22 protein-coding genes and 2 pseudogenes are annotated in these 21,530 nt (G+C 59.3%); 11 read left to right on the top strand and 13 right to left on the bottom strand.

Going from position 1 to position 21,530, the window contains the following annotated elements:
- Nucleotides 1-136: 136 nt before the first annotated feature.
- The 3 genes from PMI23_RS26195 to PMI23_RS26185 form a co-directional block, all read right to left on the bottom strand.
- The gene (locus tag PMI23_RS26195) at nt 137-1,708 is read right to left on the bottom strand and encodes a sensor domain-containing diguanylate cyclase (protein ID WP_007915565.1); all 1,572 of its coding nucleotides are present in this window, start codon (nt 1,706-1,708) and stop codon (nt 137-139) included.
- Nucleotides 1,709-1,885: 177 nt separating this feature from the next.
- Nucleotides 1,886-2,659 (bottom strand): aldolase, encoded by a 774-nt coding sequence (locus PMI23_RS26190; protein ID WP_007915564.1) that lies wholly within the window; start codon nt 2,657-2,659, stop codon nt 1,886-1,888.
- A gap of 12 nt (nt 2,660-2,671) precedes the next feature.
- Nucleotides 2,672-3,376, bottom strand: a complete 705-nt coding sequence (locus tag PMI23_RS26185; protein WP_007915562.1) for a haloacid dehalogenase type II — start codon at nt 3,374-3,376, stop codon at nt 2,672-2,674.
- Between the two features lie 109 nt (nt 3,377-3,485).
- Here PMI23_RS26185 and PMI23_RS26180 point away from each other — a divergent pair, with 109 nt between their 5' ends.
- Nucleotides 3,486-4,343, top strand: a complete 858-nt coding sequence (locus PMI23_RS26180) for a LysR substrate-binding domain-containing protein (protein WP_007915561.1) — start codon at nt 3,486-3,488, stop codon at nt 4,341-4,343.
- A gap of 17 nt (nt 4,344-4,360) precedes the next feature.
- Here PMI23_RS26180 and PMI23_RS26175 read toward each other — a convergent pair whose 3' ends face one another.
- The 3 genes and pseudogenes from PMI23_RS26175 to PMI23_RS26170 form a co-directional block, all read right to left on the bottom strand.
- Complete coding sequence (locus PMI23_RS26175; protein WP_007915560.1) at nt 4,361-4,882, bottom strand: hypothetical protein; 522 nt, start codon at nt 4,880-4,882, stop codon at nt 4,361-4,363.
- A gap of 385 nt (nt 4,883-5,267) precedes the next feature.
- A pseudogene (locus tag PMI23_RS29570) lies at nt 5,268-5,441 on the bottom strand (PAAR domain-containing protein); the annotation flags it as partial.
- A gap of 135 nt (nt 5,442-5,576) precedes the next feature.
- Nucleotides 5,577-6,242: a ribonuclease T2 gene (locus PMI23_RS26170; RefSeq protein WP_007915556.1), complete on the bottom strand. Its 666-nt coding sequence runs from the start codon at nt 6,240-6,242 to the stop codon at nt 5,577-5,579.
- A gap of 165 nt (nt 6,243-6,407) precedes the next feature.
- Here PMI23_RS26170 and PMI23_RS26165 point away from each other — a divergent pair, with 165 nt between their 5' ends.
- Nucleotides 6,408-6,878, top strand: coding sequence for a hypothetical protein (locus PMI23_RS26165; RefSeq protein ID WP_007915553.1), 471 nt, complete (start codon nt 6,408-6,410; stop codon nt 6,876-6,878).
- 6 nt (nt 6,879-6,884) lie between these two features.
- On the opposite strand, the gene PMI23_RS26160 is transcribed toward PMI23_RS26165, so the two are convergent.
- Nucleotides 6,885-7,739: a LysR family transcriptional regulator gene (locus tag PMI23_RS26160; RefSeq protein WP_007915551.1), complete on the bottom strand. Its 855-nt coding sequence runs from the start codon at nt 7,737-7,739 to the stop codon at nt 6,885-6,887.
- Nucleotides 7,740-7,841: 102 nt separating this feature from the next.
- On the opposite strand from PMI23_RS26160, the gene PMI23_RS26155 reads away from it, so the two are divergent.
- The 6 genes from PMI23_RS26155 to PMI23_RS26130 are packed head-to-tail and all read left to right on the top strand — an operon-like array spanning nt 7,842 to nt 13,284.
- The gene (locus PMI23_RS26155) at nt 7,842-8,522 is read left to right on the top strand and encodes an FMN-dependent NADH-azoreductase (RefSeq protein ID WP_007915550.1); all 681 of its coding nucleotides are present in this window, start codon (nt 7,842-7,844) and stop codon (nt 8,520-8,522) included.
- A gap of 53 nt (nt 8,523-8,575) precedes the next feature.
- On the top strand, nt 8,576-10,273 hold the full coding sequence (locus PMI23_RS26150; protein ID WP_007915542.1) for a copper resistance system multicopper oxidase: 1,698 nt from the start codon (nt 8,576-8,578) through the stop codon (nt 10,271-10,273).
- A gap of 11 nt (nt 10,274-10,284) precedes the next feature.
- Complete coding sequence (locus tag PMI23_RS26145) at nt 10,285-11,154, top strand: copper resistance protein B (protein ID WP_007950220.1); 870 nt, start codon at nt 10,285-10,287, stop codon at nt 11,152-11,154.
- Nucleotides 11,155-11,185: 31 nt separating this feature from the next.
- Nucleotides 11,186-11,560, top strand: coding sequence for a copper homeostasis periplasmic binding protein CopC (gene copC, locus PMI23_RS26140; protein ID WP_007915538.1), 375 nt, complete (start codon nt 11,186-11,188; stop codon nt 11,558-11,560).
- A 3-nt stretch (nt 11,561-11,563) separates the two neighbouring features.
- Nucleotides 11,564-12,433, top strand: coding sequence for a copper homeostasis membrane protein CopD (gene copD / locus PMI23_RS26135; protein WP_007915537.1), 870 nt, complete (start codon nt 11,564-11,566; stop codon nt 12,431-12,433).
- A 59-nt stretch (nt 12,434-12,492) separates the two neighbouring features.
- A complete protein-coding gene (locus PMI23_RS26130; RefSeq protein WP_177321074.1) occupies nt 12,493-13,284 on the top strand; it encodes a transporter substrate-binding domain-containing protein in 792 nt (263 codons plus the stop codon).
- A 3-nt stretch (nt 13,285-13,287) separates the two neighbouring features.
- Here PMI23_RS26130 and PMI23_RS26125 read toward each other — a convergent pair whose 3' ends face one another.
- The 5 genes and pseudogenes from PMI23_RS26125 to PMI23_RS26110 all read right to left on the bottom strand — a co-directional run bounded on the left by PMI23_RS26125 (nt 13,288) and on the right by PMI23_RS26110 (nt 17,446).
- Nucleotides 13,288-13,500, bottom strand: a complete 213-nt coding sequence (locus PMI23_RS26125) for a hypothetical protein (protein ID WP_007915535.1) — start codon at nt 13,498-13,500, stop codon at nt 13,288-13,290.
- 174 nt (nt 13,501-13,674) lie between these two features.
- Nucleotides 13,675-14,454, bottom strand: coding sequence for a S6 modification regulatory phosphodiesterase RimA (rimA, locus tag PMI23_RS26120; protein WP_007915534.1), 780 nt, complete (start codon nt 14,452-14,454; stop codon nt 13,675-13,677).
- A 144-nt stretch (nt 14,455-14,598) separates the two neighbouring features.
- Entirely contained in the window at nt 14,599-15,378 is a 780-nt protein-coding gene (locus PMI23_RS30420) for a methyl-accepting chemotaxis protein (RefSeq protein WP_371857974.1), read from the bottom strand.
- A 78-nt stretch (nt 15,379-15,456) separates the two neighbouring features.
- A pseudogene (locus PMI23_RS30415) lies at nt 15,457-16,533 on the bottom strand (methyl-accepting chemotaxis protein); the annotation flags it as partial.
- A 412-nt stretch (nt 16,534-16,945) separates the two neighbouring features.
- Nucleotides 16,946-17,446: an Lrp/AsnC family transcriptional regulator gene (locus PMI23_RS26110; protein ID WP_007915532.1), complete on the bottom strand. Its 501-nt coding sequence runs from the start codon at nt 17,444-17,446 to the stop codon at nt 16,946-16,948.
- 119 nt (nt 17,447-17,565) lie between these two features.
- Here PMI23_RS26110 and PMI23_RS26105 point away from each other — a divergent pair, with 119 nt between their 5' ends.
- From PMI23_RS26105 to PMI23_RS26095, 3 genes are all read left to right on the top strand, one after another.
- A complete protein-coding gene (locus PMI23_RS26105; protein ID WP_007915526.1) occupies nt 17,566-18,600 on the top strand; it encodes a histone deacetylase family protein in 1,035 nt (344 codons plus the stop codon).
- Nucleotides 18,601-18,650: 50 nt separating this feature from the next.
- Complete coding sequence (locus PMI23_RS26100; protein WP_007915524.1) at nt 18,651-19,703, top strand: ornithine cyclodeaminase; 1,053 nt, start codon at nt 18,651-18,653, stop codon at nt 19,701-19,703.
- A 127-nt stretch (nt 19,704-19,830) separates the two neighbouring features.
- Nucleotides 19,831-21,246 (top strand): amino acid permease, encoded by a 1,416-nt coding sequence (locus PMI23_RS26095; RefSeq protein ID WP_007915522.1) that lies wholly within the window; start codon nt 19,831-19,833, stop codon nt 21,244-21,246.
- 86 nt (nt 21,247-21,332) lie between these two features.
- Here the strand turns inward: PMI23_RS26095 and PMI23_RS26090 are convergent.
- Nucleotides 21,333-21,530, bottom strand: a 198-nt coding sequence (locus tag PMI23_RS26090; protein ID WP_007950219.1) for a DUF6124 family protein, incomplete at its 5' end; no start/stop codon positions are given.

Raw genomic sequence — 21,530 nt, 5'->3', positions numbered from 1 at the left:
TTGCCAGCGATAGCGTCAGCACAGTCAACATCTTCCTTGACTGACCGACCGTTATCGCTGGCAAGCCAGCTCCCACAAGTTCCTGCGACAATCACACAATCCCCTCTCACCCATAGGGTTTGTGCCAGGCTCTGGGTCAGCGATCGGAGCGCATCAATTCGGCCAGGCCGCTGTCCAGTGACAACACCGCCGCACGATTGCGCCCGGCATTTTTCGCCTGATACAACGCCGCATCGGCACGCTGGATAAACACTTCCAAGCTGTCATTGCCGCTCGGAATAAACGAATAACAGCCCAGACTCACCGTCAAATACCCGGTTGGCGAGCCGCTGTGGATGATGTGTTTGTCGATCACGCTGCGCCGGATCTGCCCGGCAATCGCCAGTGCGCCGTTGATGTCGGTGTCCGGCAACAGCACCGCAAACTCCTCGCCACCGTAGCGCACCGCCAGATCCGACTTGCGCTGGCAGCACGTCTGCAGCACTTGGGCGACCTGAGTCAGACAATGATCCCCGGCGACATGACCATAGGCGTCGTTGTAGCGCTTGAAGAAATCGATATCGAGCATGATCAGGCTGACCGGGCTGACCTGCCGAGCGCCACGGGCGAATTCGACTTCCAGAGAGCGCTCGAACAAACGTCGATTGGCCAACCCGGTCAGGCTGTCGTGAGTGGCGATCTGCTCCAGCGTACGCTGGGCTTTGCGCAGGTTTTTTTCGATCCGTTCACCATCGCGCACCTGATGAATGAACACCCAGCCAAACAGGCCGACGCCAAGAATCACCAAGGCGACAATCACACTCGACTGGAAGGCCCGTGCGTACCAACCCTCGAGAATCGTGTCGCGCGAGGTCGCCGCCGACACCACCAGCGGATACGCCGACAAGCGTCGATAACCATACAAACGCACCACGCCATCGACCACCGAGTTGATCATCGCCGTGCCGGCCGCCGCCTCAGGCAGTAACGTGCGATAAATCCGCCCTTGCGCCAGCGACGTGCCGATCAGGTTTTCATCGAACGGCCGACGGGCGAGCAAGGTGCCGTCACTCAAGCCGAGAAACATGATGCCTTGATCATCGAGGCTGAAGCTTTCGAAAAAGCGGTCGAAATACGACATCTTGATCCCGGCCAGCAACACCCCCTGAAAATTGCCCGCGTGATCATTGACGCGTTTGGAAATCGGGATGATCCACTCGCCGTTCTCACGGCTGCGAATCGCCGGGCCGATGTGCGCCAGCGTCGAGGCGTTCTGCTGGTGGAACTTGAAATACTCGCGATCGGCCACGCCATTGCCACGGGGCAGATCAGCGAATGAAGTAATCACCCACTGGCCCTGCGTGTCGAAGAGAAAAATGCCGTGCAGCTGATCGAGTTGCTGCACGCGCCGGGCGAAGGTTTTCTGCAAACGCGGCTTCTGCGCGGCGCCGTAACCGTCATCCTGAATCCAGTCGACCAGGCTGGTCATCACCAGATCGGCGGCCAGGAATGTGTCTTCGGCCTGCTGCGCCATCGCCCGGGTCAGGTTGCTCGAGGCCATTTTCGCCACGGCCAGATCCTGACGACGCGACTGCTCCAGTTGCAGGTACAGCAAACCGGACAGGCACAACCCCACCGCAACGATAAACAACACCGCCGCTTTGCGCAGCGGCAGGCGTTTAAGGGTGCCTCCGGGGGCCTGATGCGGATCGTGAATAGGGATAGGCAAAAGCAAGTCCTGGGCAGGTACGACAAGGGCGCCAGCGGCAAAACCCTTATGTTTGTGAGCGTAGCCCACCGGAATCTACGGGGCAAACGCCCCGGTCCCGCTCAGGTATATCGGCGCACAACCAGTTTGGATGATCGCTGTTCGCCGATTTATTTTCGATCGCTCCTTTAGGGTTAGTCAGTTGTGAAGGGCCAGGCGCCGCATCGCACTGTGCAGGTGGGCCCGCGCGCTTTGCGGATCGCCCTCGCGCATTTGCTCATAGGCCCGTTGCGCAATGGCGTGGGGCACCGGCTTCAATTGCCGTTGCGTGGCCATCGCCAGCAGTTGCACCTGCGCGGCGCGTTCCAGGTAATAGAGGTCGTCCCAGGCTTCGGCGATGGTCGGCGCGGCAACGATCACGCCGTGATTTTTCAGGAACAGAATGTCGGCGTCGCCCATGACCCCGGCGATACGGTCGCCTTCGGACGCGTCCAGCGCCAGGCCGTTGTAGTCCTCGTCGACCGCCGTGCGCCCGTAGAACTTCAGCGCGGTCTGCCCCAGCCATAACAGTGGCGGCCCTTGTAATAAACACAACGCCGTGGCGTGAGGCATGTGGGTGTGGAAGGCGACTTTCACTCGCGGCAGTTGCTTGTGCAGACGCGCATGAATGTAAAACGCCGTGGCTTCCGGCAGGCCTTCGCCTTCAACCACATTGCCGTCGAAGTCGCAGACCAGCAGATTCTGCGCGGTCACTTCGGCAAACGCATAGCCGTAGGGGTTGACCAGAAACAGATCGTCGTGCCCCGGCACCATCGCCGAAAAGTGATTGCAGATGCCCTCCTCCAGGCCATGCAACGCGGCCAGTTGAAAGCACGCCGCCAGCTCAGTGCGCGCGGTGATGATGGCTTCTGTGTCGAGGTTCAGCGCTGTCGGGCGTGCGGCCCGCGCACTGGCAGTCAGGGTGTGAGCCATGACGATTCTCCGTTACCAACCGAGGGATTTGAACAGCGGCAACACTTGATCGAGGCGGTTGAGGATCGCGTCGGGGCGATAGTCCGCCAGCATCTGGCGACCAGTGCCACGATCGATCCATACACAGCGAAAGCCCATGTCCCGCGCGGCCGTATGGTCGAGCATCGGGCTGGCGCAGATGTGCACCACCTCTGCGCGGCTGACGCCCAACTGCTCATGAGCGTAGTCGAACAGGCGCGGCGCCGGCTTGTAGGCGCCAGCCTGTTGCGCGGTGATCACCCGGTCGATGTGGCCGCCGAGCTGCGCGACGTTACCGGCAATGATGTCGTCGTCGGTGTTGGAGACGATGCACAGTTTGAAGCCCATCGCCTTGAGCTGCGCAAGGGTTTCGATCACCTCGGCAAACGGCGGCATTTTCGGGATGGCGGCGGCCAGACGCTGGCTGTCTTCAGGCAGGCTGGGCAGCCCCAATTCTTCCAGGGCCAATTGCAGGCCGAGGGTGCTGAGTTCGCGGAACGATCGGTGCGGCGGGGTTTGTTCGAGGCGATGTTCATGGCGATCATAGACTTCAATCAGGTGCCCGGCGTCGACCTGATGTTCGCCCTTCTCGCTGAGAATTTCGCCGACCACAGCTTTGAGGCCTTCGTCCCATTGGATCAAAGTGCCGTAGCAATCGAAGGTCAGCCATTGCGGGCGCGGGGTGTGGATGAGTGTCATTGGTCGAGTCCTCCGTGGTGAGGACTTCAGCTTATGAGCGCCCAGTGATAGTGTGAAATTAAATAAATAGCCAATCGTCAGTTGAATACCCACTATCGAGAGCGCCGCCATGCTGGACCTGGAATTGCTGAAAACCTTTGTCTGCGTGGTTGACGAAGGCAGCTTCACCCGCGCCGCCGAGCGCGTGCACCGCACTCAGTCGACAGTCAGTCAGCAGGTGCGCAAACTCGAAGAGCTGGTCGGCCACGCCCTGTTGCTGCGCGACCGTACCGGGCTGAATGTCGCCGTCACCGAACACGGCGAATTACTGATCCATTACGCGCGCCGATTACTGGCGCTGTCCGCTGAAGCCACCGAAGCATTGGCCAGCGACCTCGATCTGGAAATCCTGCGGATCGGCATGCCGGAAGACTTCGACGCGCGGCGCATGGCGCTGATTCTCGCCGGCTTCACCCGCAGCCATCCGCAAGCACGGCTGGAAACGATCAGCGGCATGAGCCTCGACCTGCGCCAGCGTCTGGATGCCGGCGACATCGACATCGCCCTGATCAAACGTGAACCCGACAGCGGCCCGGCATGGGCAACCTGGCCGGAGCGGCTGGTGTGGGTCAAAGGTGCGGAATTTGACTCGTCCACTGGCGTGTTGTCGTTGGCGTTGTTTCCGCAAGGCTGCCTGTATCGGCAGCGCGCCATTCGTTTGCTCGATGTTGCCCAGCGCCCCTGGCGGGTCGCGTTCGGCAGTCACAGCCTGACCGGGATTCAAGCGGCAGTGGCCTCGGGGTTGGGGGTGTCGGTGCTGCCAGTGTCGGCGGTGTTGCCTGAGCATCAGGTGTGTACGGATTTGCCGGAACTGGCGCCGACGGAATTGGCGTTGGTCAGTCGTGATGGGGTTTTGACCGGGTTGCAACGTGGTTTGGTGGAGTTTTTGCGTGGGGAGTTGGGGGTGGATGCGGGGGGATTCGCCTGAAATCCCCCCCGTTTTTATCATTGGGGTTTGTTGATTTCCCGCAGCAGATCCGCGACGGGAATGTTCATGGTGTTTGAGTAGTAGGGTTTGTAGCCGTAGGCGGTGACGACGACTTTGCAGGGGATTTGTTGTTTGTTGGCGAGGAGTTGGTTCAGTTCTGCCGCTGACAGATCTCTCTCCGTACTTCGGTCGCTGGATGTTTCAGTGATGAATGTACTGGTCGAAAAGGAGAATTTGGAGTTGCCGTTTTCGCGTATATCAGAATCTACCAGCCCCACCGCAGAAAACTGAATAGCTTTACCAACAGAAAAATCGTGGTCATCCGCTAACGCGCACCTCAATGTCCCCGAAGCCATCCCTTGCCTTTCGCCTCGGCCAAACAGGTTCAAAACATCCACATCGGATTGATATTTGATGACATATAAAAGGGAACTCGACCTATCTACGGACACATAACTTAAATTTGCCGGAGGCTGTAAATGGTCCTTTGCACATCCCGAACAGACAGCCAGAACCACACAAAGGAAAAACCTGTACATCACGAAAACTCCTTCATGATTGAATCAAACAGCAAGTCACTTGCAGATTTACCATCAGCGATTGGGGCGTTTAGCAATCCCAGTGCGTTAGCGTGATTCGTGTCGACATTTACGTTAATTGACGGTCCGCAGGAGATAATCCATTTTTCCCCGAAGTCCGCGACCCCGTCTGATGGGTCTCTCTTGGAAGGTGTTGCCTAGATATTGATCCAATCAACCGAAACTGGCGCGGGACGTTCGCGATAAATGTCTGAGCCCAGCCACACCAAAGCCCCTTCACCCACAGGATCCAGAGTGATCAGCATCTGAACCTTGTAACCCCAATCCGACATTATTTTGGACAGGTGCGCACCATTCCAGCCGCCGAGGCTATGGCCGACGATATAGACGGGACAGCACCGGTAATCGGGCTGCCGCAGGCGGATTTGTCAGTCATTCGCGCAGCCGCCAAGCCGTCGAAATTCACATTCGGGGAGCCACTGGCTATGGGATTGGTGCCATGTCCCGGCAATGGACCGGCGGTTGGATCGGTGACGCGGGCGGCGGGTTTTCCGCTCATGAACAGCTCCTTGCAATGTAACGTGGTCATCCTTTCGGGGGTGCAAGCATGCGGGAGTTCGCCGGGTACTTCAAACCTCCAGACCAAAAAAGGCGCCCGATCGGGCGCCTTTTTGATACGTGGAAACCGCTCAGGTTAGCGCGACGGCGGCACCCGAATATCCCCCGCGCGGCACTGGGTTTTCACGCCCTTGCCACACGCGCCGAACTGCAGATCTTTGCTCATGCACACGCGTACTTCCGACAGTTCCGGGCCGCTGCAAATGACGGCGATGCCATCCGCTGGAATCCCCGGGTTGGCCTTGCGGAACAGGTCGGCAATTTCCTGCGCCTCGAAGTAATACGAGGAGCTGAACGGTTGCAGCTCATCGGGGATTTTCACCGCTGCCACGGCTTTGTCCGCTTCGTCCAGATAGCCCATCGCGCCGAGGCCGCTGCAGGTGCCGTGTTTGGACCATTCGTGGTCGAGCAGTTTTTTGGTCGGGAACAGCGTCAGGCCCTGGCTGGTTTGCGCCGCGTTCAGCGTGGTCAGCGGCGGGCAGGATTCCGGCCAGCCACCCTTGGCGTATTGTGGCCACAAGCCGTGCAACACAAAGCCGTAGCCCTTGCCCGTGCACTGCGAGTCATCTTTGTGGGTCAGACAAAAGGTCGGCGACCAGGACAACGCCAGCAGGTAGTAATCGAATACCCCCGCGACCGATTCCGTCTGGGCCTTGCTCGACTGCGATTGCCGCGCCGAACTCAAACCGATGCTACCGGCCGTCAGCGCAATCACTGCCAAAATTGTAAACAGCTTTTTCATGTACCCACTCCTTTGGGACGCCTGCGTCCATGGTTTTCGATCCTGACCGACTTGGCCAGCGCTGATTTCGACACGCTTGTGTTGCAAGCGCATGACGCAAGGCAACGCCGTACGCCGTTGAAAGGTCTACGATTAACAGGCAGACATCAAACCAAGGGATCCGAAATGAGTAAAGCAGACGAACTCGCCGCCAAACTCAAGCAAACCCGGCACACTCATGCTGATGCCGCGCTGGAGATCGATTGCTGGCCGGCGCAGGTGTATGACTTGTACCACCGCATTGAGGCGTGGCTGCAACCGGTCACCGAGGTCGGGTTGAAGATTCGGCGCAATCCGACCCACGTTTGCGAAACGTCACCCGATGGTGAATCCCACGATTACGCCATCGACCAACTGGTGATCGAAGCCAATCATCAAACCCTGACATTCGATCCCATTGCGCGGTTTACCGAGGATGGCGCCGGGCGAGTGCAGATCAACCCGTCAGCCACAGACACTTATCTGCTACGTACCGTGGATGAGCACGGTGAAAGCCATTGGTGGATGCAGTCGATTGAAACAGGCCAGCAGCTGGATGCCATCGCTCTGACCGAAAACAATCTGTTGCTGGCGGTGCAGGAAGGTCTCGGCCTGTAAACCGCGTCACTGCCGCCGCGCGGAGCAAAATTCGACGATCACCTGCGACACCGCATCGATCATCTGCGGATCAGCGTGAGGCGCGACAAACAAGCGGAACTGCGCATCCGGCAAATCCGGCAAGCCCTGTTCCGCGCCCAGCGCGGTCAACCCCTGCCCCACCTGACTCGCCGGCATCGGCGCCACGGCAAATCCGGACAGCGCCGCCGCGCGCAACCCGGCGGTGCTCGAACACAGCATCGCGGTGCGCTGGGAAATGCCCGCCTGAGCCAACCGCGTCAGCGCCGCCTCGCGATAGGGACAAGGCTCGGGAAACAGCGCCAGCGGCAAAGGCGCCGGTAAGTGTGTGACAGGCTGGGTGGCCCACGCCCACACCAGCGGTTCCTGCCAGAGTAAACGCCCCGACGCGCCGGTTTCACAGAGCGAACCGATGACCATCTCCAGATCGCCCCGCTGCATCTGGCCCAGCAACGTTCCCGGAATGTTCACCTGCACATCGATCTGCATACCCGGATGCTGCGCCGCGCAATCCTGCAACGCGCGCAACAACCGCGCCTCGACAAAATCCTCGGACACGCCAATCCGCACCCGCCCCTGAAACGGCGTGCGCGTGAGCTGCGCCCAGGCATCGCGGTTCAGCGCCAGAATCGTCCGCGCATAGGCGATCAAACGCTCGCCGTCGGCGGTGAGTTGCTGAGAACGGGTAGTGCGCTTGAGCAGCGGTTTGCCGACTTGCTCTTCGAGTCGGCGCAGATGACCGCTGACCGCCGACTGCGTCAGATGCAGTTTTTCAGCAGCACGACTGAAGCCGTCCTCATCGACAACGGTGACAAAGGTCTTGAGCAGCAAGGCGTCAAACATAGTGAGATACGTGATCAATGGTCGATTTATTAACGATTTATAGTTTGAAGCGCGCTATGTTGCAATGCCTCGCACTCTCTCCCCCGACTGCCGAGGCTTCACGTGACCACCCTTCTGCACATCGAATGTTCACCGCGCAAAACACGCTCCGCGTCACTGCAAGTGGCGCGCAGTTTTATCGATCGCTATCGGCAACATCATCCACAGACCCTCGTCGAAACCCTTGATCTATGGGGCACGCCGCTGCCGGAGTTCGGCGAGGACGCGATGAACGCCAAGTACGCCGGCCTCAGCGGTACGCCGCTGACACCCGCCCAGCAATCGGCGTGGGACGAACTCAAGCACCTCGCCGCGCACCTGCATCGTGCCGACCTGATTGTGCTGTCAGTACCGCTGTGGAATTTCAGCATTCCCTACAAACTCAAGCACTTCATCGACCTGGTGTCGCAGAAAGACATCCTCTTCAGCTTCGATCCGCAGCATGGCCTGCAAGGTCTGCTGAAAAACAAAATCGCCGTGGGCGCCTATGCGTGCGGGATGGATTTCTCGGCGCAGTCGGCCACACCCGCCGAACGCTTCGACTTTCAGAAACCCTACGTCGCGGCATGGCTCGACTTTATCGGCATCAGCGATGTGCATGAGTTGCGCGTCGAGAAGACCATTCTCGGCGAAGACATTGATCGTGAGTCGCGGCTCGCGGCGTCACAACAGGCGCGGGATCTGGCCGATCATCTCGCTGAAACTGAAGCTGACAAATCTGTAATCCCCGCCTCAGCCAACTGAAAGCCGGCACTGGTTAGCCTCCCCGTCATGAGTCAAACGGGGATTTCCAGCGCATGCCTTCCAACCCATCACGACGCACCTTTGTCAAAGGCCTCGCCGCCGGCAGCCTGCTCGGCGGCCTCGGCCTGTGGCGCACGCCGGTATGGGCGCTGAATGCGCCCGGTCAATTGGATGAACTGAGCGGCAGCGACTTCGAGCTGTTCATCGGCGAAACCCCGGTCAACTTCACCGGCAACCCACGCACGGCGATGACCATCAACGGCAGCTTGCCCGGCCCCCTGCTGCGTTGGCGCGAGGGTGACACGGTGACGCTGCGGGTGCGCAACCGGCTCAGCGCCAGCACCTCGATTCACTGGCACGGCATTCTGCTGCCGGCGAACATGGACGGCGTACCGGGCCTGAGCTTTCACGGCATCGAACCGGGTGGCGTGTACGTCTATCAATTCAAGGTGCGGCAGAACGGCACCTACTGGTATCACAGTCATTCCGGGCTACAGGAACAGGCCGGCGTCTACGGCCCGCTGGTGATCGACGCCAAAGACCCTGAGCCATTCCACTACGACCGCGAGTTTGTGGTGATGCTCAGTGACTGGAGCGACGAAGACCCGGCCAGCCTGATGAAGACCCTGAAAAAACAGTCCGACTACTACAACTTCGACAAACGCACCGTTGGCGATTTCATCGATGACGTCAGCGAAAAAGGCTGGGCCGCCACCGTCGCCGATCGCAAGATGTGGGCGCAGATGAAGATGAACCCCACTGACATTGCCGACGTCAGTGGCGCCACCTACACCTTCCTGATGAATGGCCACGCGCCGGATAACAACTGGACCGGGTTGTTCCGCCCCGGCGAAAAACTGCGCCTGCGCCTGATCAACGGCTCGGCGATGACCTACTTCGACATACGTATTCCCGGGCTGAAAATGACCGTGGTCGCGGCGGACGGCCTGCACGTCAAACCGGTCAGCGTCGATGAATTGCGCATCGCCGTGGCCGAGACTTACGACGTCATCATCGAGCCGGACGCCGAGGCGTACACCCTGTTTGCCCAGGCCATGGACCGAACCGGTTTTGCCCGTGGCACCCTCGCCACTCGCGCCGGGCTATCGGCGCCCGTACCGGTTCTGGATCCGCGCCCGCTGGTGAGCATGGACGACATGGGTATGGGTGGCATGGATCACGGCTCGATGGACATGAGCGCCATGGATCACTCGGCGATGGGTCCGATGCAATCCCATCCCGACAGCGAAACAGACAACCCGCTGGTCGACATGCAAGCCATGACCACCGCGCCGAAACTCAACGACCCCGGCCTCGGCCTGCGCAACAACGGCCGTCGCGTGCTCACCTACGCCGACCTGCGCAGCACCTTCGCAGACCCGGATGGCCGCGATCCGAGCCGCACGGTCGAGTTGCACCTGACCGGCCATATGGAGAAATTCGCCTGGTCGTTCAACGGCATCAAATTCTCCGACGCCGAACCCTTGCGGCTGAAGTACGGTGAGCGCATCCGTCTGGTGCTGGTCAACGACACGATGATGACCCACCCGATTCACCTGCATGGCATGTGGAGTGATCTAGAAGACGAAAACGGCGACTTCCAAGTGCGCAAACACACCATCGACATGCCGCCCGGCACCCGCCGCTCCTACCGCGTGACCGCCGACGCACTCGGTCGCTGGGCCTATCACTGCCACCTGCTGTACCACATGGAAACGGGCATGTTCCGCGAAGTGCGGGTAGAAGAATGAAGGGGCCGATGATGACTCGATTCACAGCGTTTTCTTTATTGCTGATCGGCAGCTCGGCGATAGCCGCCAACGACATGCCGGGCATGGACCACAGCCAGATGTCCGGCATGGATCATGCCGGGATGCAGAGTATGGACGACGGCATGATGCAGCCCGCCGCCCCGACCGAAAGTCGCACGCCGATACCGCCACTGACCGACGCCGACCGCGCCGCCGTGTTCACCAGCCCCGGCGGCCATCAAGTCCACGACAGCGCGATCAACACGTATTTCCTCGCCGACAAACTCGAATGGCAGGACGCCGATGACGGCAGCGCGTTGGCCTGGGATCTGTCCGGCTGGATCGGTGGTGACATCGACCGTCTGTGGCTGCGCTCCGAAGGTGAACGCAGCAACGGCAAGACCGAAGACGCCGAGATTCAGGCGCTTTGGGGCCACGCGATTTCGCCGTGGTGGGATGTGGTCAGCGGCGTGCGTCAAGATTTCAAACCCGGCGCGCCGCAGACCTGGGCCGCGTTCGGTGTGCAGGGCATGGCGCTATACAACTTCGAAGCCGAGGCCACTGCGTTCATCGGCGAAGGCGGCCAGAGCGCGCTACGGTTCGAGGGTGACTACGACATCCTGCTGACCAATCGCCTGATCCTGCAGCCCACCGCCGAACTCAACGTCTACGGCAAAAACGATGCGCAACGGGGCATCGGTTCCGGGCTATCCAACAGCGAAGTCGGCCTGCGTTTGCGCTATGAAATCCGCCGCGAATTTGCGCCTTACATCGGCGTGACGTGGAACCGCACCTACGGCAACAGCGCCGATTACGCCCGCGACGAAGGCGAGGATCGCAGCGAAGCGCGGCTCGTGCTTGGCGTGCGGATGTGGTTCTGAATTCCAATAGAAAACAACCCAGAGGTCTTGCATGCGCACCTTGAAAATCACCCTTGTACTCGCCAGCGGCTTGCTCCTCAGCAGCCTCGCTCAAGCCCACCCGAAACTGCTGTCGTCGACGCCCGCCGAAGGTGCCGACGGCGCCGCGCCCGGCAAGATCGAACTGCACTTTTCCGAGAACCTGCTGACCCAATTCTCCGGCGCCAAACTGGTCATGACCGAGATGCCCGGCATGGCCCACTCACCGATGCCGATGAAAGCCAAAGTCAGCGCCGGCAGCGACCCGAAAAGCATGCTGATCACCCCGCTCGCGCCGCTGCCCGCCGGCACCTACCAAGTCCAATGGCGCGCGGTGTCTTCCGACACGCACCCGATCACCGGCAACGTCACGTTCAAAGTGAAGTAAGCGATGGCTGAGCTGATCAACATCGTCCTGCGGTTTACGTTGTATGTGGATTTGCTGCTGTTGTTCGGGCTGGCGTTGTTTGCGCTGTACAGCACTGATGCGCTGCTGCGGTTGCGGCCGATGCTGCGCGGGATGGCGTTGATCGGGGCGCTGTTGTCGATGGCGGGACTGGTGCTGATGACCCGCGCCATGAGCGGCGAAACGGCGCTCGCGGCGCTGTGGCCGCATCTGCAAATGATGCTGCTGGAAACCGACGTCGGGCTGGCGTGGGCGCTGCGGATGATTGCCCTGATTGTGCTGTTGATCAGACCGGGTTTATGGCTCGCATCGATTGCCGGCGCTGTCGCCCTCGCCTCTTTGGCCTGGAGCGGACACGGGGCGATGGACGACGGAGCACTGCGGTTCTGGCATTTTCTCAGCGACATTCTGCACCTGCTCGCAGCGGGTGCGTGGCTGGGTGCGATGCTGGCGCTAGTGTTGATGGCGCGGGGGCCGCTCGATGAAGCTCGCATTCGTTCGCTGGCGTTTGCGGTTCGGCGCTTTGAGTGGATCGGTGCGGTGATCGTGCTGACGCTGTCGCTCACTGGCGTGGTGAATTACCTGTTTATCGTCGGCCCGAAGCTGGAGGACGTGTTGCTCGGCACGTACGGGATGCTGTTGGCGATCAAAGTTCTGCTGTTTGCCGGGATGCTGGTGTTGGCGGCGCTGAATCGCTTTCATCTTGGCCCGTCACTGCAACAATCGTTGCGCGATGGGCAGCATGCCATCGCGGCCAATGCGCTAAGGCGCAGCGTGGTAGTTGAACTGGCAATCGCATTGTTGATCGTGGCACTGGTGGCGTGGCTCGGCACGTTAAGCCCGGAAGCAGGATGACACCCGGGAAAGCCTTTCACTACACTGGGCCACCGTCCTTATCAGAAGCCCCGATCGCAATGACAACACTAAAAAGCACGATGATCCTCTGCGGCCTGCTGACCCTGGCCGCCGGCGCCCATGCCGAGCAAACCCTTTCGCACCTCGACAGCATCCAGCAACAGGGCCAGTTGCGCGTGTGCACCACCGGCGACTACAAGCCCTACACCTTCAAACGCCCCGACGGCGATTTCGAAGGCATCGACATCGCCATGGCCCGTTCGCTGGCCGACAGCCTCGGGGTCAAAGTGCAATGGGTGCAAACCACCTGGAAAACCCTGATGCCGGACATGCAGGCCGGCAAGTGCGACATCGCCATGGGCGGCATCTCTGTGACACTCGAACGGCAGAAAAAAGCCTACTTCAGCAATACCCTCGACACCGACGGCAAGATCCCGCTGGTGCGTTGCGCCGATGTCAGCAAGTACCAGACCGTCGAACAGATCAACCAGCCCGCTGTGCGTCTGGTCGAACCCGCCGGCGGCACCAACGAAGCCTTCGTCCACGCCTTCCTGCCCAAGGCGCAACTGGCCCTGCACGACAACGTGACGATCTTCCAGCAACTGCTCGACAACAAGGCCGACGTGATGATCACCGACGCCTCGGAAGCGCTGTATCAGCAGAAACTCAAACCGGGCTTGTGCGCGGTGAATCCGCATCAGTACATGCAATATGGCGAGAAGGCTTATCTGCTGCCGCGCGATGACATCAGCTGGAAACTGTACGTCGATCAGTGGCTGCACTTGAGCAAAGTCACCGGCAAGTATCAGCAGACCCTTAGCGAGTGGATTGCCGTACCTGCCGCGCAGTAATCCTTAATCGTCATGCAACATGCCGGAGCTGTACTGATTGAGACTGCTGCCAATACTGTTGCCGCCAAACTTCAACGTATTGGCGTTGCGCCCCTCCGGCGACTGACAGTCGCTGGAGAAACAACTGGTGGTGGTCAGGCCACCCGCGCCCGAACAGGCACTCAACACCGATACCGCTGCAGTAATCAACAGCACTTTGACGACATTAAGGCGCATGGCACGATTCCCCTCGGGATGAAAAGCGACGATCTTGTGCCAACATCCTAGGCCTGCGCCGAACCCGGCAAGATGAAACTTTGCTCATCGACAGGGGATTACCAACGCCAAAGGCTCAACAAACGTCCGGCGCTGAGCCAGGTTATCGAGCGGATCAGCGCGAGCTGAAAGCGATCATCGCTTCAGCCACGCACTTGTCGGGATCTGCGCCAATGATTTGAAGGCAGGCCTGGCGAACCAGTACCCCTGCATCAGGTAAATGCCGCAATCGGCGAGAAAGTCTCTTTCATCGGCAACTTCTATGCCCTCGGCGATCACCTCCACGTCCAACTCTCTGCACATGTTCACCACATTACGCACGATGGTCTGGCGAACCCGGTCACGGTGAATATCGCGGATCAGCGCCATATCCAGCTTGATCAAATCCGGCTGAAAATCCGCCAACAAGTTAAGGCCGGAATAGCCTGCGCCAAAGTCGTCGATCGCCGTCTTGAACCCAAACTCACGATACTCACGCAAGATATTCATCAAGTGCTTATTGCTTTCAACGTGCTCGCCCTCCACCGCCTCGAAGATCAGGCGCTCCAGTGGGAAGCCGTGAGCACGCGCCGATTCCAGCGTGCTGCGAATGCACATTTGTGGACGGTAAACGGCATTCGGCAAAAAGTTGATCGACAAGTACTGCGTCATCCCTAACTCAGCCGCCGTGGAAATCGCCCGCACTCGACACAGTTGATCAAATCGATAACGGTTTTGATCGTCGACCTGCTCCAGAACTGACAAGGCGCCCTCACCCTTCACGCCGCGAACCAAGGCCTCATGGGCAAAAATCGTTTGATCACGCACATCCACAATGGGCTGAAAAGCGAAGGCGAAATCCATGTCCGGCACGCCTTTGTCCTGACAGCCCTGGCAGCCTCCGCGAGACGCGAATGATTCTGGAAAGTCGGTCATGACACCCCCTGATATCGGGTTATAACCTTGCTTGGCTATAGGTAAAAAACTGCTGTTGAACCGAGTCACCTGCTCACCACGCCCCATCGGTAGCCCTGCGACGCTTGAATATTCGAAATCGCCGCAGGTTCATCGTTCCAAAAATCAAGTGCGGAAGTGCGCAGTCATTCGCTGCAAGTCCTGCCCCAGTGACGCCAACTCAACCGTCGCAGCCGCACTCTCTTCACTGGCAACAGCCGACTGGTCAGCCACATCCCGTACGCTGACGATGCTGCGATTGATTTCGTCGGCCACGGCACTTTGCTGCTCGGCAGCGGCCGAGATCTGCAGGCTCATCTCCTGGATCGTACCGATGGACTGATTGATCTCGGTAATGGCCAGCTCGGCCTTCTGCGCCAACACCACCGTATCGAGGGTGCGCTCGCGGCTGGAGGCCATCAGTGTCGACGCCGCTTGCGCGCCTTGTTGCAGGGTGATGATCAGCGCTTCGATTTCCTTGGTCGAGTCCTGCGTGCGCTGCGCCAGCGAGCGCACTTCGTCTGCGACCACGGCGAACCCACGCCCCTGCTCTCCCGCTCGCGCGGCTTCGATAGCGGCGTTCAATGCGAGCAAATTGGTCTGCTCGGCGACGGCTTTGATGACATCGATTACTTTGCCGATCTGCTCACTGTCCTGGGACAGCACGTTCATCGCGCCGCCCAACGCTTCAATGGCCGCAGCGAGTTCACTGATCTGCAAAGTCGCCTGCTTCACCACCGTACTGCCGTGGCGCGCCTGTTGATCGGCCAAGGTCGCGGCGGCGGACGCATCGGTCGTGTTACGCGCAACTTCCTGCACCGTCGAAGCCATTTCGTGCATCGCCGTGGCGACTTGATCCACTTCGCTTTTTTGCTGACGCACGCCCGCGCTGGTCTGCTCGCTCATGGCCGAGAGTTTTTCCGCAGAAGTGGAAATCTGCGTGACGCCATTGCCGATACCTTGCACCAGCGTGTTCAGGTTCTGCGCCATGTCCTGCATTGCATTTTGCAGATCGCCCAACTCGTCTTTGCGGTTTGATTTGGCCTGTACCGTGAGGTCGCCCTTGGCGATCCGTCGAGCCAGTTCAACCGTCAGCGCCAGCGGCGCAGTGATCTGGCGCGAGATGACCACCGAAGCAATCAGCCCGATCACCAGCGCCAACACGGTCAACACGGCGATCTGAATAAAGGCTGAGTGCTGATCTTCACGCGCCAGGCGCTGCTGGGTGTCCATCAGGCCATTCATGATCTTGTCCATCGCCTTGCTTTCCTGGTCGACCTGCTCGCGCATGTTCTGCTTCTGCTCAAACAGCCCGGCCACTTCCACCAATACTTCGCGATAACGACGCATCCCGGCGTGCGCTTCTTCCAGTTGGCTCGACAGGGTCGCCGGCAAGTTGCTACGCGCCTTGGTGATATCACTCAAAAAGGTATCGATGGTTTCCATCAGCAGGTTTTTGTTCGCGTCGTTGGGCACCGCAATGTAACGACGCAACATCAGGCGAAACGTGGTCATGCCATTGCGCAAGTCGGCCACCGTGCGCAGATCCCGAACACGTTCGCCATCGGCAGACGCCAGCGCACTGGTGGTGGTGGCCTCAAGCATGCCGGCAAAAGTTTGCGCGTACTTGTCCGACAGTGCAGTCAGCGGTTTCAGAGCATCGGTGGTCGACTTATCGGCAGCGATCAGCCGTTTGACCTTCTGGTCGTAGGCGACAATCGTGGTTTGCAAGGCCTTCAAGGCTTGCTGGTTTTCAGCGCGGGTCAACGTTTCCAGGGCCTTGCTGACAAGCCCCTGCAAGACATTCAACTGAGCGTTATAGGAATCGGCGAACGCTGCGTCAGCGGCGGCTTCGTACTGTTTCTCGGACAGCCGCATATCTTGCGTCGCGTCATTCAACGTGCCGATCAGACGCGTCGTACTCAAGCGATCAACCAGCACGCTGTTGCTGTTATAGCCAATGAAGGCCACCGCCAAAACAGCCAGCAAAAGAATGCCAAAGCCGGTGCCCAGCTTGCGGGAAACTTTGATATCTCCGAGGAAATTCGATGCAACTGCCATATTCAGCCTCAAACGCCCTGACGCGAAACGCCAGGCACAAAAAATTGATCTCCGGTGACCACAGTCACCGTCCAGACATTCGGGGGTCGTCATCCAAGGCGTAATACGGGACGCTCCAGCTGTCCCGGGAATGCAAAATGCGGATGCGGTTGAAGCGTCGAAAAGAAACCCGACGCGAGCATCGGCAGACAAAACCATCACGTCGCAGACAGGGCGTCTGCACGCTGGATTTATCGTTTCAGCAAAGGTGTCTGGAGGGATGCTAGTAATTTTGCGAAAACTTGTACAACTTTATATTTTTGTACAATCGTTGAACTTTTTGAGCGGCGTGATGACGCATTGCCATCACGATTTGTGGCACATCGCTATCGGGTAAACCGCAGTTGAAAAGGCTGATTAAATGCCTGCCGACTCAGTCCTTTCCCGGCTTGGGAATAGCGATACGGCTACCGGACTTGACCTCACGCAACGCCAGGCTGGACTGGATCGACGCAATCCCCACCTGACGCCTGAGCACCTGCTCAATAAAGTCACTGTAGTGATCAAGATCCTCCGCCAACACCTGCAACACATAATCGGCATCGCCGGTGATCTTGTGACAGGCCACCACCTGCGGCAATTGCGCAATCACCGCCTCGAAAGCGTCCGGCGCGTGGTCGGCGTGGGTGGAAAAACGAATGTGCACAAACGCCATGATATCCAGCCCGAGCATTCGCCGATCCAGATTGGCCTGATAGCCCTTGATGACTCCCGCCTCCTCCATGCGCTTGCGCCGCCGCCAGCACGGCGTAAGGCTCAGCGACAGCCGCTCACTGAGTTCAGCGTTGGAAATACTCGCGTCTTCCTGCAATAACTCAAGAATCGCCAGGTCGGTCTCGTCGAGGCTGATGCGTTTGGATATTTTTTTCTGCATGACGCCATTCCTGAGTAAAAACTCCCGAATAATCGACTTAATCACGAACACAAAGCAAAGAAAGCGCAGCCCAGCCGGAACAGAATATTTGCACTGGCTAACAATAACGGATGCGCAGAATGTTTACAGTTTTCAGTGATTCCCACCGTTTGCACCACGGCACCGAATTGAAAGACGGCGTGCTCAAACCGTCGTTCGAACAACCAAGTCGCGCCGACACCGTGCACAACCGCGTCAAGCAAGTCGGCCTCGGGCAGATCGTCGAGCCGCGCGCGTTTGATCGCTCGTGCTACGTCAACGCGCACAGTGAGCGCTATGTCAGTTTTCTCGAAACTGCCTGGGCCGAATGGAGCGCAACCGGTCGCACTCACGACGCCTTGCCGCTGGTCTGGCCGGTGCGCGATCTGGCCGGCGAAGAGGTGCCGACGTTCATCGACGGCAAACTCGGTTTCTATGCGATGGATGCCGGTTCGCCGATCACCGCGACGACCTGGCAAGCGGTGAAAACCAGCGCCGACATCGCCCTCACTGGCCTGGCCCTGCTCGACGAAGGCCACGACAGTGCCTTCGCCCTGTGCCGCCCGCCCGGCCATCACGCCGCACGCGAATACATGGGCGGTTATTGCTACCTCAACAACGCCGCCATTGCCGCACAACAAGCCATCACCCAGGGCGCCAAACGTGTCGCGGTGCTCGACGTCGACTTCCATCACGGCAACGGCACGCAGAACATTTTTTACCAGCGCAGCGACGTCATGTTCGTCTCGTTGCACGGCGAACCGGCGGTGTCCTATCCGTACTTCTCGGGCTACAGCCACGAAGTCGGCGCGGGTGTCGGCGAGGGTTACAACCTCAACTATCCCCTGCCGAAAAACACCACGTGGGAGAGCTATCGCAACGCCCTGCTCCACGCCTGCAAAAAGCTCCAGCAGTTCGCGCCTGAAGTTCTGGTGATTTCCCTCGGTGTCGACACGTTCAAGGACGATCCCATCAGCCACTTCCTGCTGGAGAGCGAGGACTTCATCGGCATCGGTGAACTGATCGCCAGCGTCGGCTGCCCGACCCTGTTCGTCATGGAGGGCGGCTACATGGTCGATGAAATCGGCATCAACGCCGTCAACGTGCTGCACGGTTTCGAGAGCAAACGCAGCTGAGCCAGCCCGCGCTCTACAGCCTTTCAATATCTGAATCGGAGAATAAGACCATGACGCTTTTTATTGATGTCGATGATGCTGCACGCCTGTTCACCCAAGTCGGTATCCGCCGCGCCATTCGCGAAATGGCCGGCTACATCGAAGCGGATTACGCTCGCTGGGCGCAGTTTGATAAATCGCCGCGCACGGCCAACCACTCGGCAGACGGCGTGATCGAGTTGATGCCCACCGACGACGGCCAGCAGTACTCGTTCAAATACGTGAATGGCCACCCGAACAACGGCCAGCAGAATTTGCTCACGGTCATGGCCTTCGGTCTGCTGGCCGATGTGCAGAGTGGCTATCCGACGCTGCTCAGCGAACTGACCTTGACCACCGCCGTGCGCACCGCAGCCACCTCCGCGCTGGTGGCGCAATCGCTGGCTCGCCCGGGTGCGACCTCGATGGCCCTGATCGGTAACGGTGCGCAAAGTGAATTTCAGGCGCTAGCCTTTCACGAAATGTTGGGCATCAACGAAATCCGTATCTTCGATATCGATCGTGACGCTTCACTCAAGTTGAAGCACAACCTCGCCGCGTTCCCGGACATCGACGTGATTCTGGCCAGCTCGGTGAAGGACGCGGTCAAGGGTGCGGACATCGTCACCACGGTCACCGCCGACAAAGCCTACGCAACCATTCTGACGCCGGAGATGATCGAGCCCGGCATGCACATCAATGCGGTCGGCGGTGACTGCCCGGGTAAAACCGAACTGCACGCCGACATCCTGCGCAACGCCCGGGTCATCGTCGAATTCGAGCCGCAAACGCGCATTGAAGGCGACATTCAGCAACTGGACGCCGATTCCCCGGTGATCGAGTTTTTCCGCATTGTGCTGGGCGAAGTGGCCGGGCGCGAGAACGACACGCAGGTCACGGTGTTCGATTCGGTGGGTTTTGCCCTGGAAGACTTTTCCTCTCTGCGCTACCTGAAAGACCTGGCGCAGGCACAGCAAATCGGCCAGCGCATCCACCTGGTGCCGACGCCGGCCAACATCAAAAACCTCTTCCAGTTGCTCGATCCACAACCGGCCAAAACCTCGCGTCTGCGCACCGTCAGTTGATCGGTCATGACCGCCCCCAAGCCACGGGGGGCGATTGACCTTGTGATTAGCCGCTGCACCTCTAACAAGAACGCTCGACACCTACTTTCTGCCAAAACTCAAAAACATAAAATCAAGAGGTTTTGCAATGAAATCGACCCCTTCCGGGCTGCCTGAACAGCCCGCGCTGCAGCGCACGCTCAGCAATCGTCACATCCAGTTAATGGCCATGGGCGGCGCCATCGGTACCGGCCTGTTCATGGGTTCCGGGAAGATCATCGCCCTCTCCGGCACGTCGATCATCCTCATCTACATGATCATCGGTCTGTTCGTGTTTTTCGTCATGCGCGCCATGGGCGAAATGCTCCTGTCCAACCTCAACTTCAAAACCTTCGCCGACTTCGCCGGCGCCTACCTCGGCCCGCGCGCGGCATTCTTCCTCGGCTGGTCGTACTGGCTGAGCTGGAGCGTGGCGGTGATCGGCGACGCCGTCGTGGTCGGCGGATTCTTCCAGTACTGGTTCCCCGACGTCCCGGCGTGGATACCCGCCGTCGGCATGCTGGCAACCCTGTTCGCACTCAACGTGCTGACCGTCAGGTTGTTCGGTGAAGTGGAATTCTGGTTCGCGATCATCAAGATCATTGCCGTCGTGACCCTGATCGGCGTCAGCACCGTGTTGATTGCCAGCTCGTTCGTCTCGCCCAGCGGTGTCACCGCGTCCCTGAGTCACCTGGTGGACAAACAGGCGGCATTCCCCAACGGCTTGTTCGGCTTCTTCGCCGGATTTCAAATGGCGATCTTCTCCTTCGCCGGCACCGAACTGATCGGCACCGCCGCCGCCGAAACCCGCTCGCCAGAGAAAACCCTGCCCAAAGCGATCAACTCGATTCCGTTGCGGATCATCCTGTTCTACGTCCTGGCACTGACCTGCATTATTGCCGTGACCTCGTGGCAACAGGTCTCCCCGGTCAAGAGCCCTTTTGTCGAACTGTTCCTCGTCGCCGGATTTCCCGCAGCCGCCGGCATCGTCAACTTCGTGGTCCTGACCTCCGCGGCCTCCTCGGCCAACAGCGGTGTGTTCTCCTCGAGCCGCATGCTGTTCGGGCTGGCCAACCAAGACAACGCCCCCGGCCTATTCCGCCGACTGTCGAGCAACAGCGTGCCGCTGCTGAGCCTGGCGTTCACCACGCTGTTGATGCTGGTCGGCGTGCTGGTGCTGTTCATCGTGCCGGAAGTCATGACCGCGTTCACCATCGTCTCCACCGTGTCGGCGATTCTGGTGATTTTCACCTGGTCGACCATCCTCGCGTCTTACATCGCCTACCGCAAAAAACGCCCGGATCTGCATGCGAAATCGGCTTACAAGATGCCCGGCGGCGTGCCGATGGCTTGGTTTTCGTTGGCGTTTTTGGGGTTTGTGCTGGGGTTGCTGGCGTTACGGCCTGATACGCGGATTGCGCTGATGGTGATGCCGGGGTGGTTTTTCTGGTTGGCGATTGCTTACCAGTTGACGCGGTTGAGGAAGCCGAAATCTGCGGTTGAGTCGGCTAGTCAGTTTGGCTAGATCTGCGAGTGAAAGCCGTCACCTGGAAGTGACGGCTTTTTGTTATCAGCGAAAGAGCATTTCATCTGCCCATGGCGGGACAGGCTTTACGCCTTCACCTCAACGTTATCCAACGCCTGATTCACCGCCAACTCCCCCAACATCACCACCTGCGCAATGCCCAACGCAGTTTTGCGGTGCGAGGGGTCGAGTGCGGCGGCGAAGTTGTTGAGCATTTCCGAGGCAGAACTCAGCGTCTCACTGGCGTTGGCCAGCAGGGATTCCGAGTCGTACTTCGGGTTGGC

It is taken from the genome of Pseudomonas sp. GM24 (genome assembly GCF_000282235.1).
Lineage (GTDB): Bacteria > Pseudomonadota > Gammaproteobacteria > Pseudomonadales > Pseudomonadaceae > Aquipseudomonas.
The sequence above is the reverse complement of the archived record's forward strand: the minus strand, read 5'-3'. Positions and strand labels throughout refer to the sequence as shown.

Excerpts from the sequence above, each read along its gene's own strand:
- PMI23_RS26160 (WP_007915551.1), bottom strand. The coding sequence starts at position 7,739 with ATGTTTGACGCCTTGCTGCTCAAGACCTTTGTCACCGTTGTCGATGAG.
- PMI23_RS26125 (WP_007915535.1), bottom strand. The coding sequence starts at position 13,500 with ATGCGCCTTAATGTCGTCAAAGTGCTGTTGATTACTGCAGCGGTATCG.
- PMI23_RS26105 (WP_007915526.1), top strand. The coding sequence starts at position 17,566 with ATGTTTACAGTTTTCAGTGATTCCCACCGTTTGCACCACGGCACCGAA.
- PMI23_RS30420 (WP_371857974.1), bottom strand. The coding sequence starts at position 15,378 with ATGAGCGAGCAGACCAGCGCGGGCGTGCGTCAGCAAAAAAGCGAAGTG.
- PMI23_RS26170 (WP_007915556.1), bottom strand. The coding sequence starts at position 6,242 with ATGAAAAAGCTGTTTACAATTTTGGCAGTGATTGCGCTGACGGCCGGT.
- PMI23_RS26130 (WP_177321074.1), top strand. The coding sequence starts at position 12,493 with ATGACAACACTAAAAAGCACGATGATCCTCTGCGGCCTGCTGACCCTG.
- copC (WP_007915538.1), top strand. The coding sequence starts at position 11,186 with ATGCGCACCTTGAAAATCACCCTTGTACTCGCCAGCGGCTTGCTCCTC.
- PMI23_RS26145 (WP_007950220.1), top strand. The coding sequence starts at position 10,285 with ATGACTCGATTCACAGCGTTTTCTTTATTGCTGATCGGCAGCTCGGCG.
- PMI23_RS26180 (WP_007915561.1), top strand. The coding sequence starts at position 3,486 with ATGCTGGACCTGGAATTGCTGAAAACCTTTGTCTGCGTGGTTGACGAA.
- PMI23_RS26150 (WP_007915542.1), top strand. The coding sequence starts at position 8,576 with ATGCCTTCCAACCCATCACGACGCACCTTTGTCAAAGGCCTCGCCGCC.
- copD (WP_007915537.1), top strand. The coding sequence starts at position 11,564 with ATGGCTGAGCTGATCAACATCGTCCTGCGGTTTACGTTGTATGTGGAT.
- PMI23_RS26095 (WP_007915522.1), top strand. The coding sequence starts at position 19,831 with ATGAAATCGACCCCTTCCGGGCTGCCTGAACAGCCCGCGCTGCAGCGC.
- PMI23_RS26185 (WP_007915562.1), bottom strand. The coding sequence starts at position 3,376 with ATGACACTCATCCACACCCCGCGCCCGCAATGGCTGACCTTCGATTGC.
- rimA (WP_007915534.1), bottom strand. The coding sequence starts at position 14,454 with ATGACCGACTTTCCAGAATCATTCGCGTCTCGCGGAGGCTGCCAGGGC.
- PMI23_RS26110 (WP_007915532.1), bottom strand. The coding sequence starts at position 17,446 with ATGCAGAAAAAAATATCCAAACGCATCAGCCTCGACGAGACCGACCTG.
- PMI23_RS26165 (WP_007915553.1), top strand. The coding sequence starts at position 6,408 with ATGAGTAAAGCAGACGAACTCGCCGCCAAACTCAAGCAAACCCGGCAC.
- PMI23_RS26190 (WP_007915564.1), bottom strand. The coding sequence starts at position 2,659 with ATGGCTCACACCCTGACTGCCAGTGCGCGGGCCGCACGCCCGACAGCG.
- PMI23_RS26100 (WP_007915524.1), top strand. The coding sequence starts at position 18,651 with ATGACGCTTTTTATTGATGTCGATGATGCTGCACGCCTGTTCACCCAA.
- PMI23_RS26175 (WP_007915560.1), bottom strand. The coding sequence starts at position 4,882 with ATGTACAGGTTTTTCCTTTGTGTGGTTCTGGCTGTCTGTTCGGGATGT.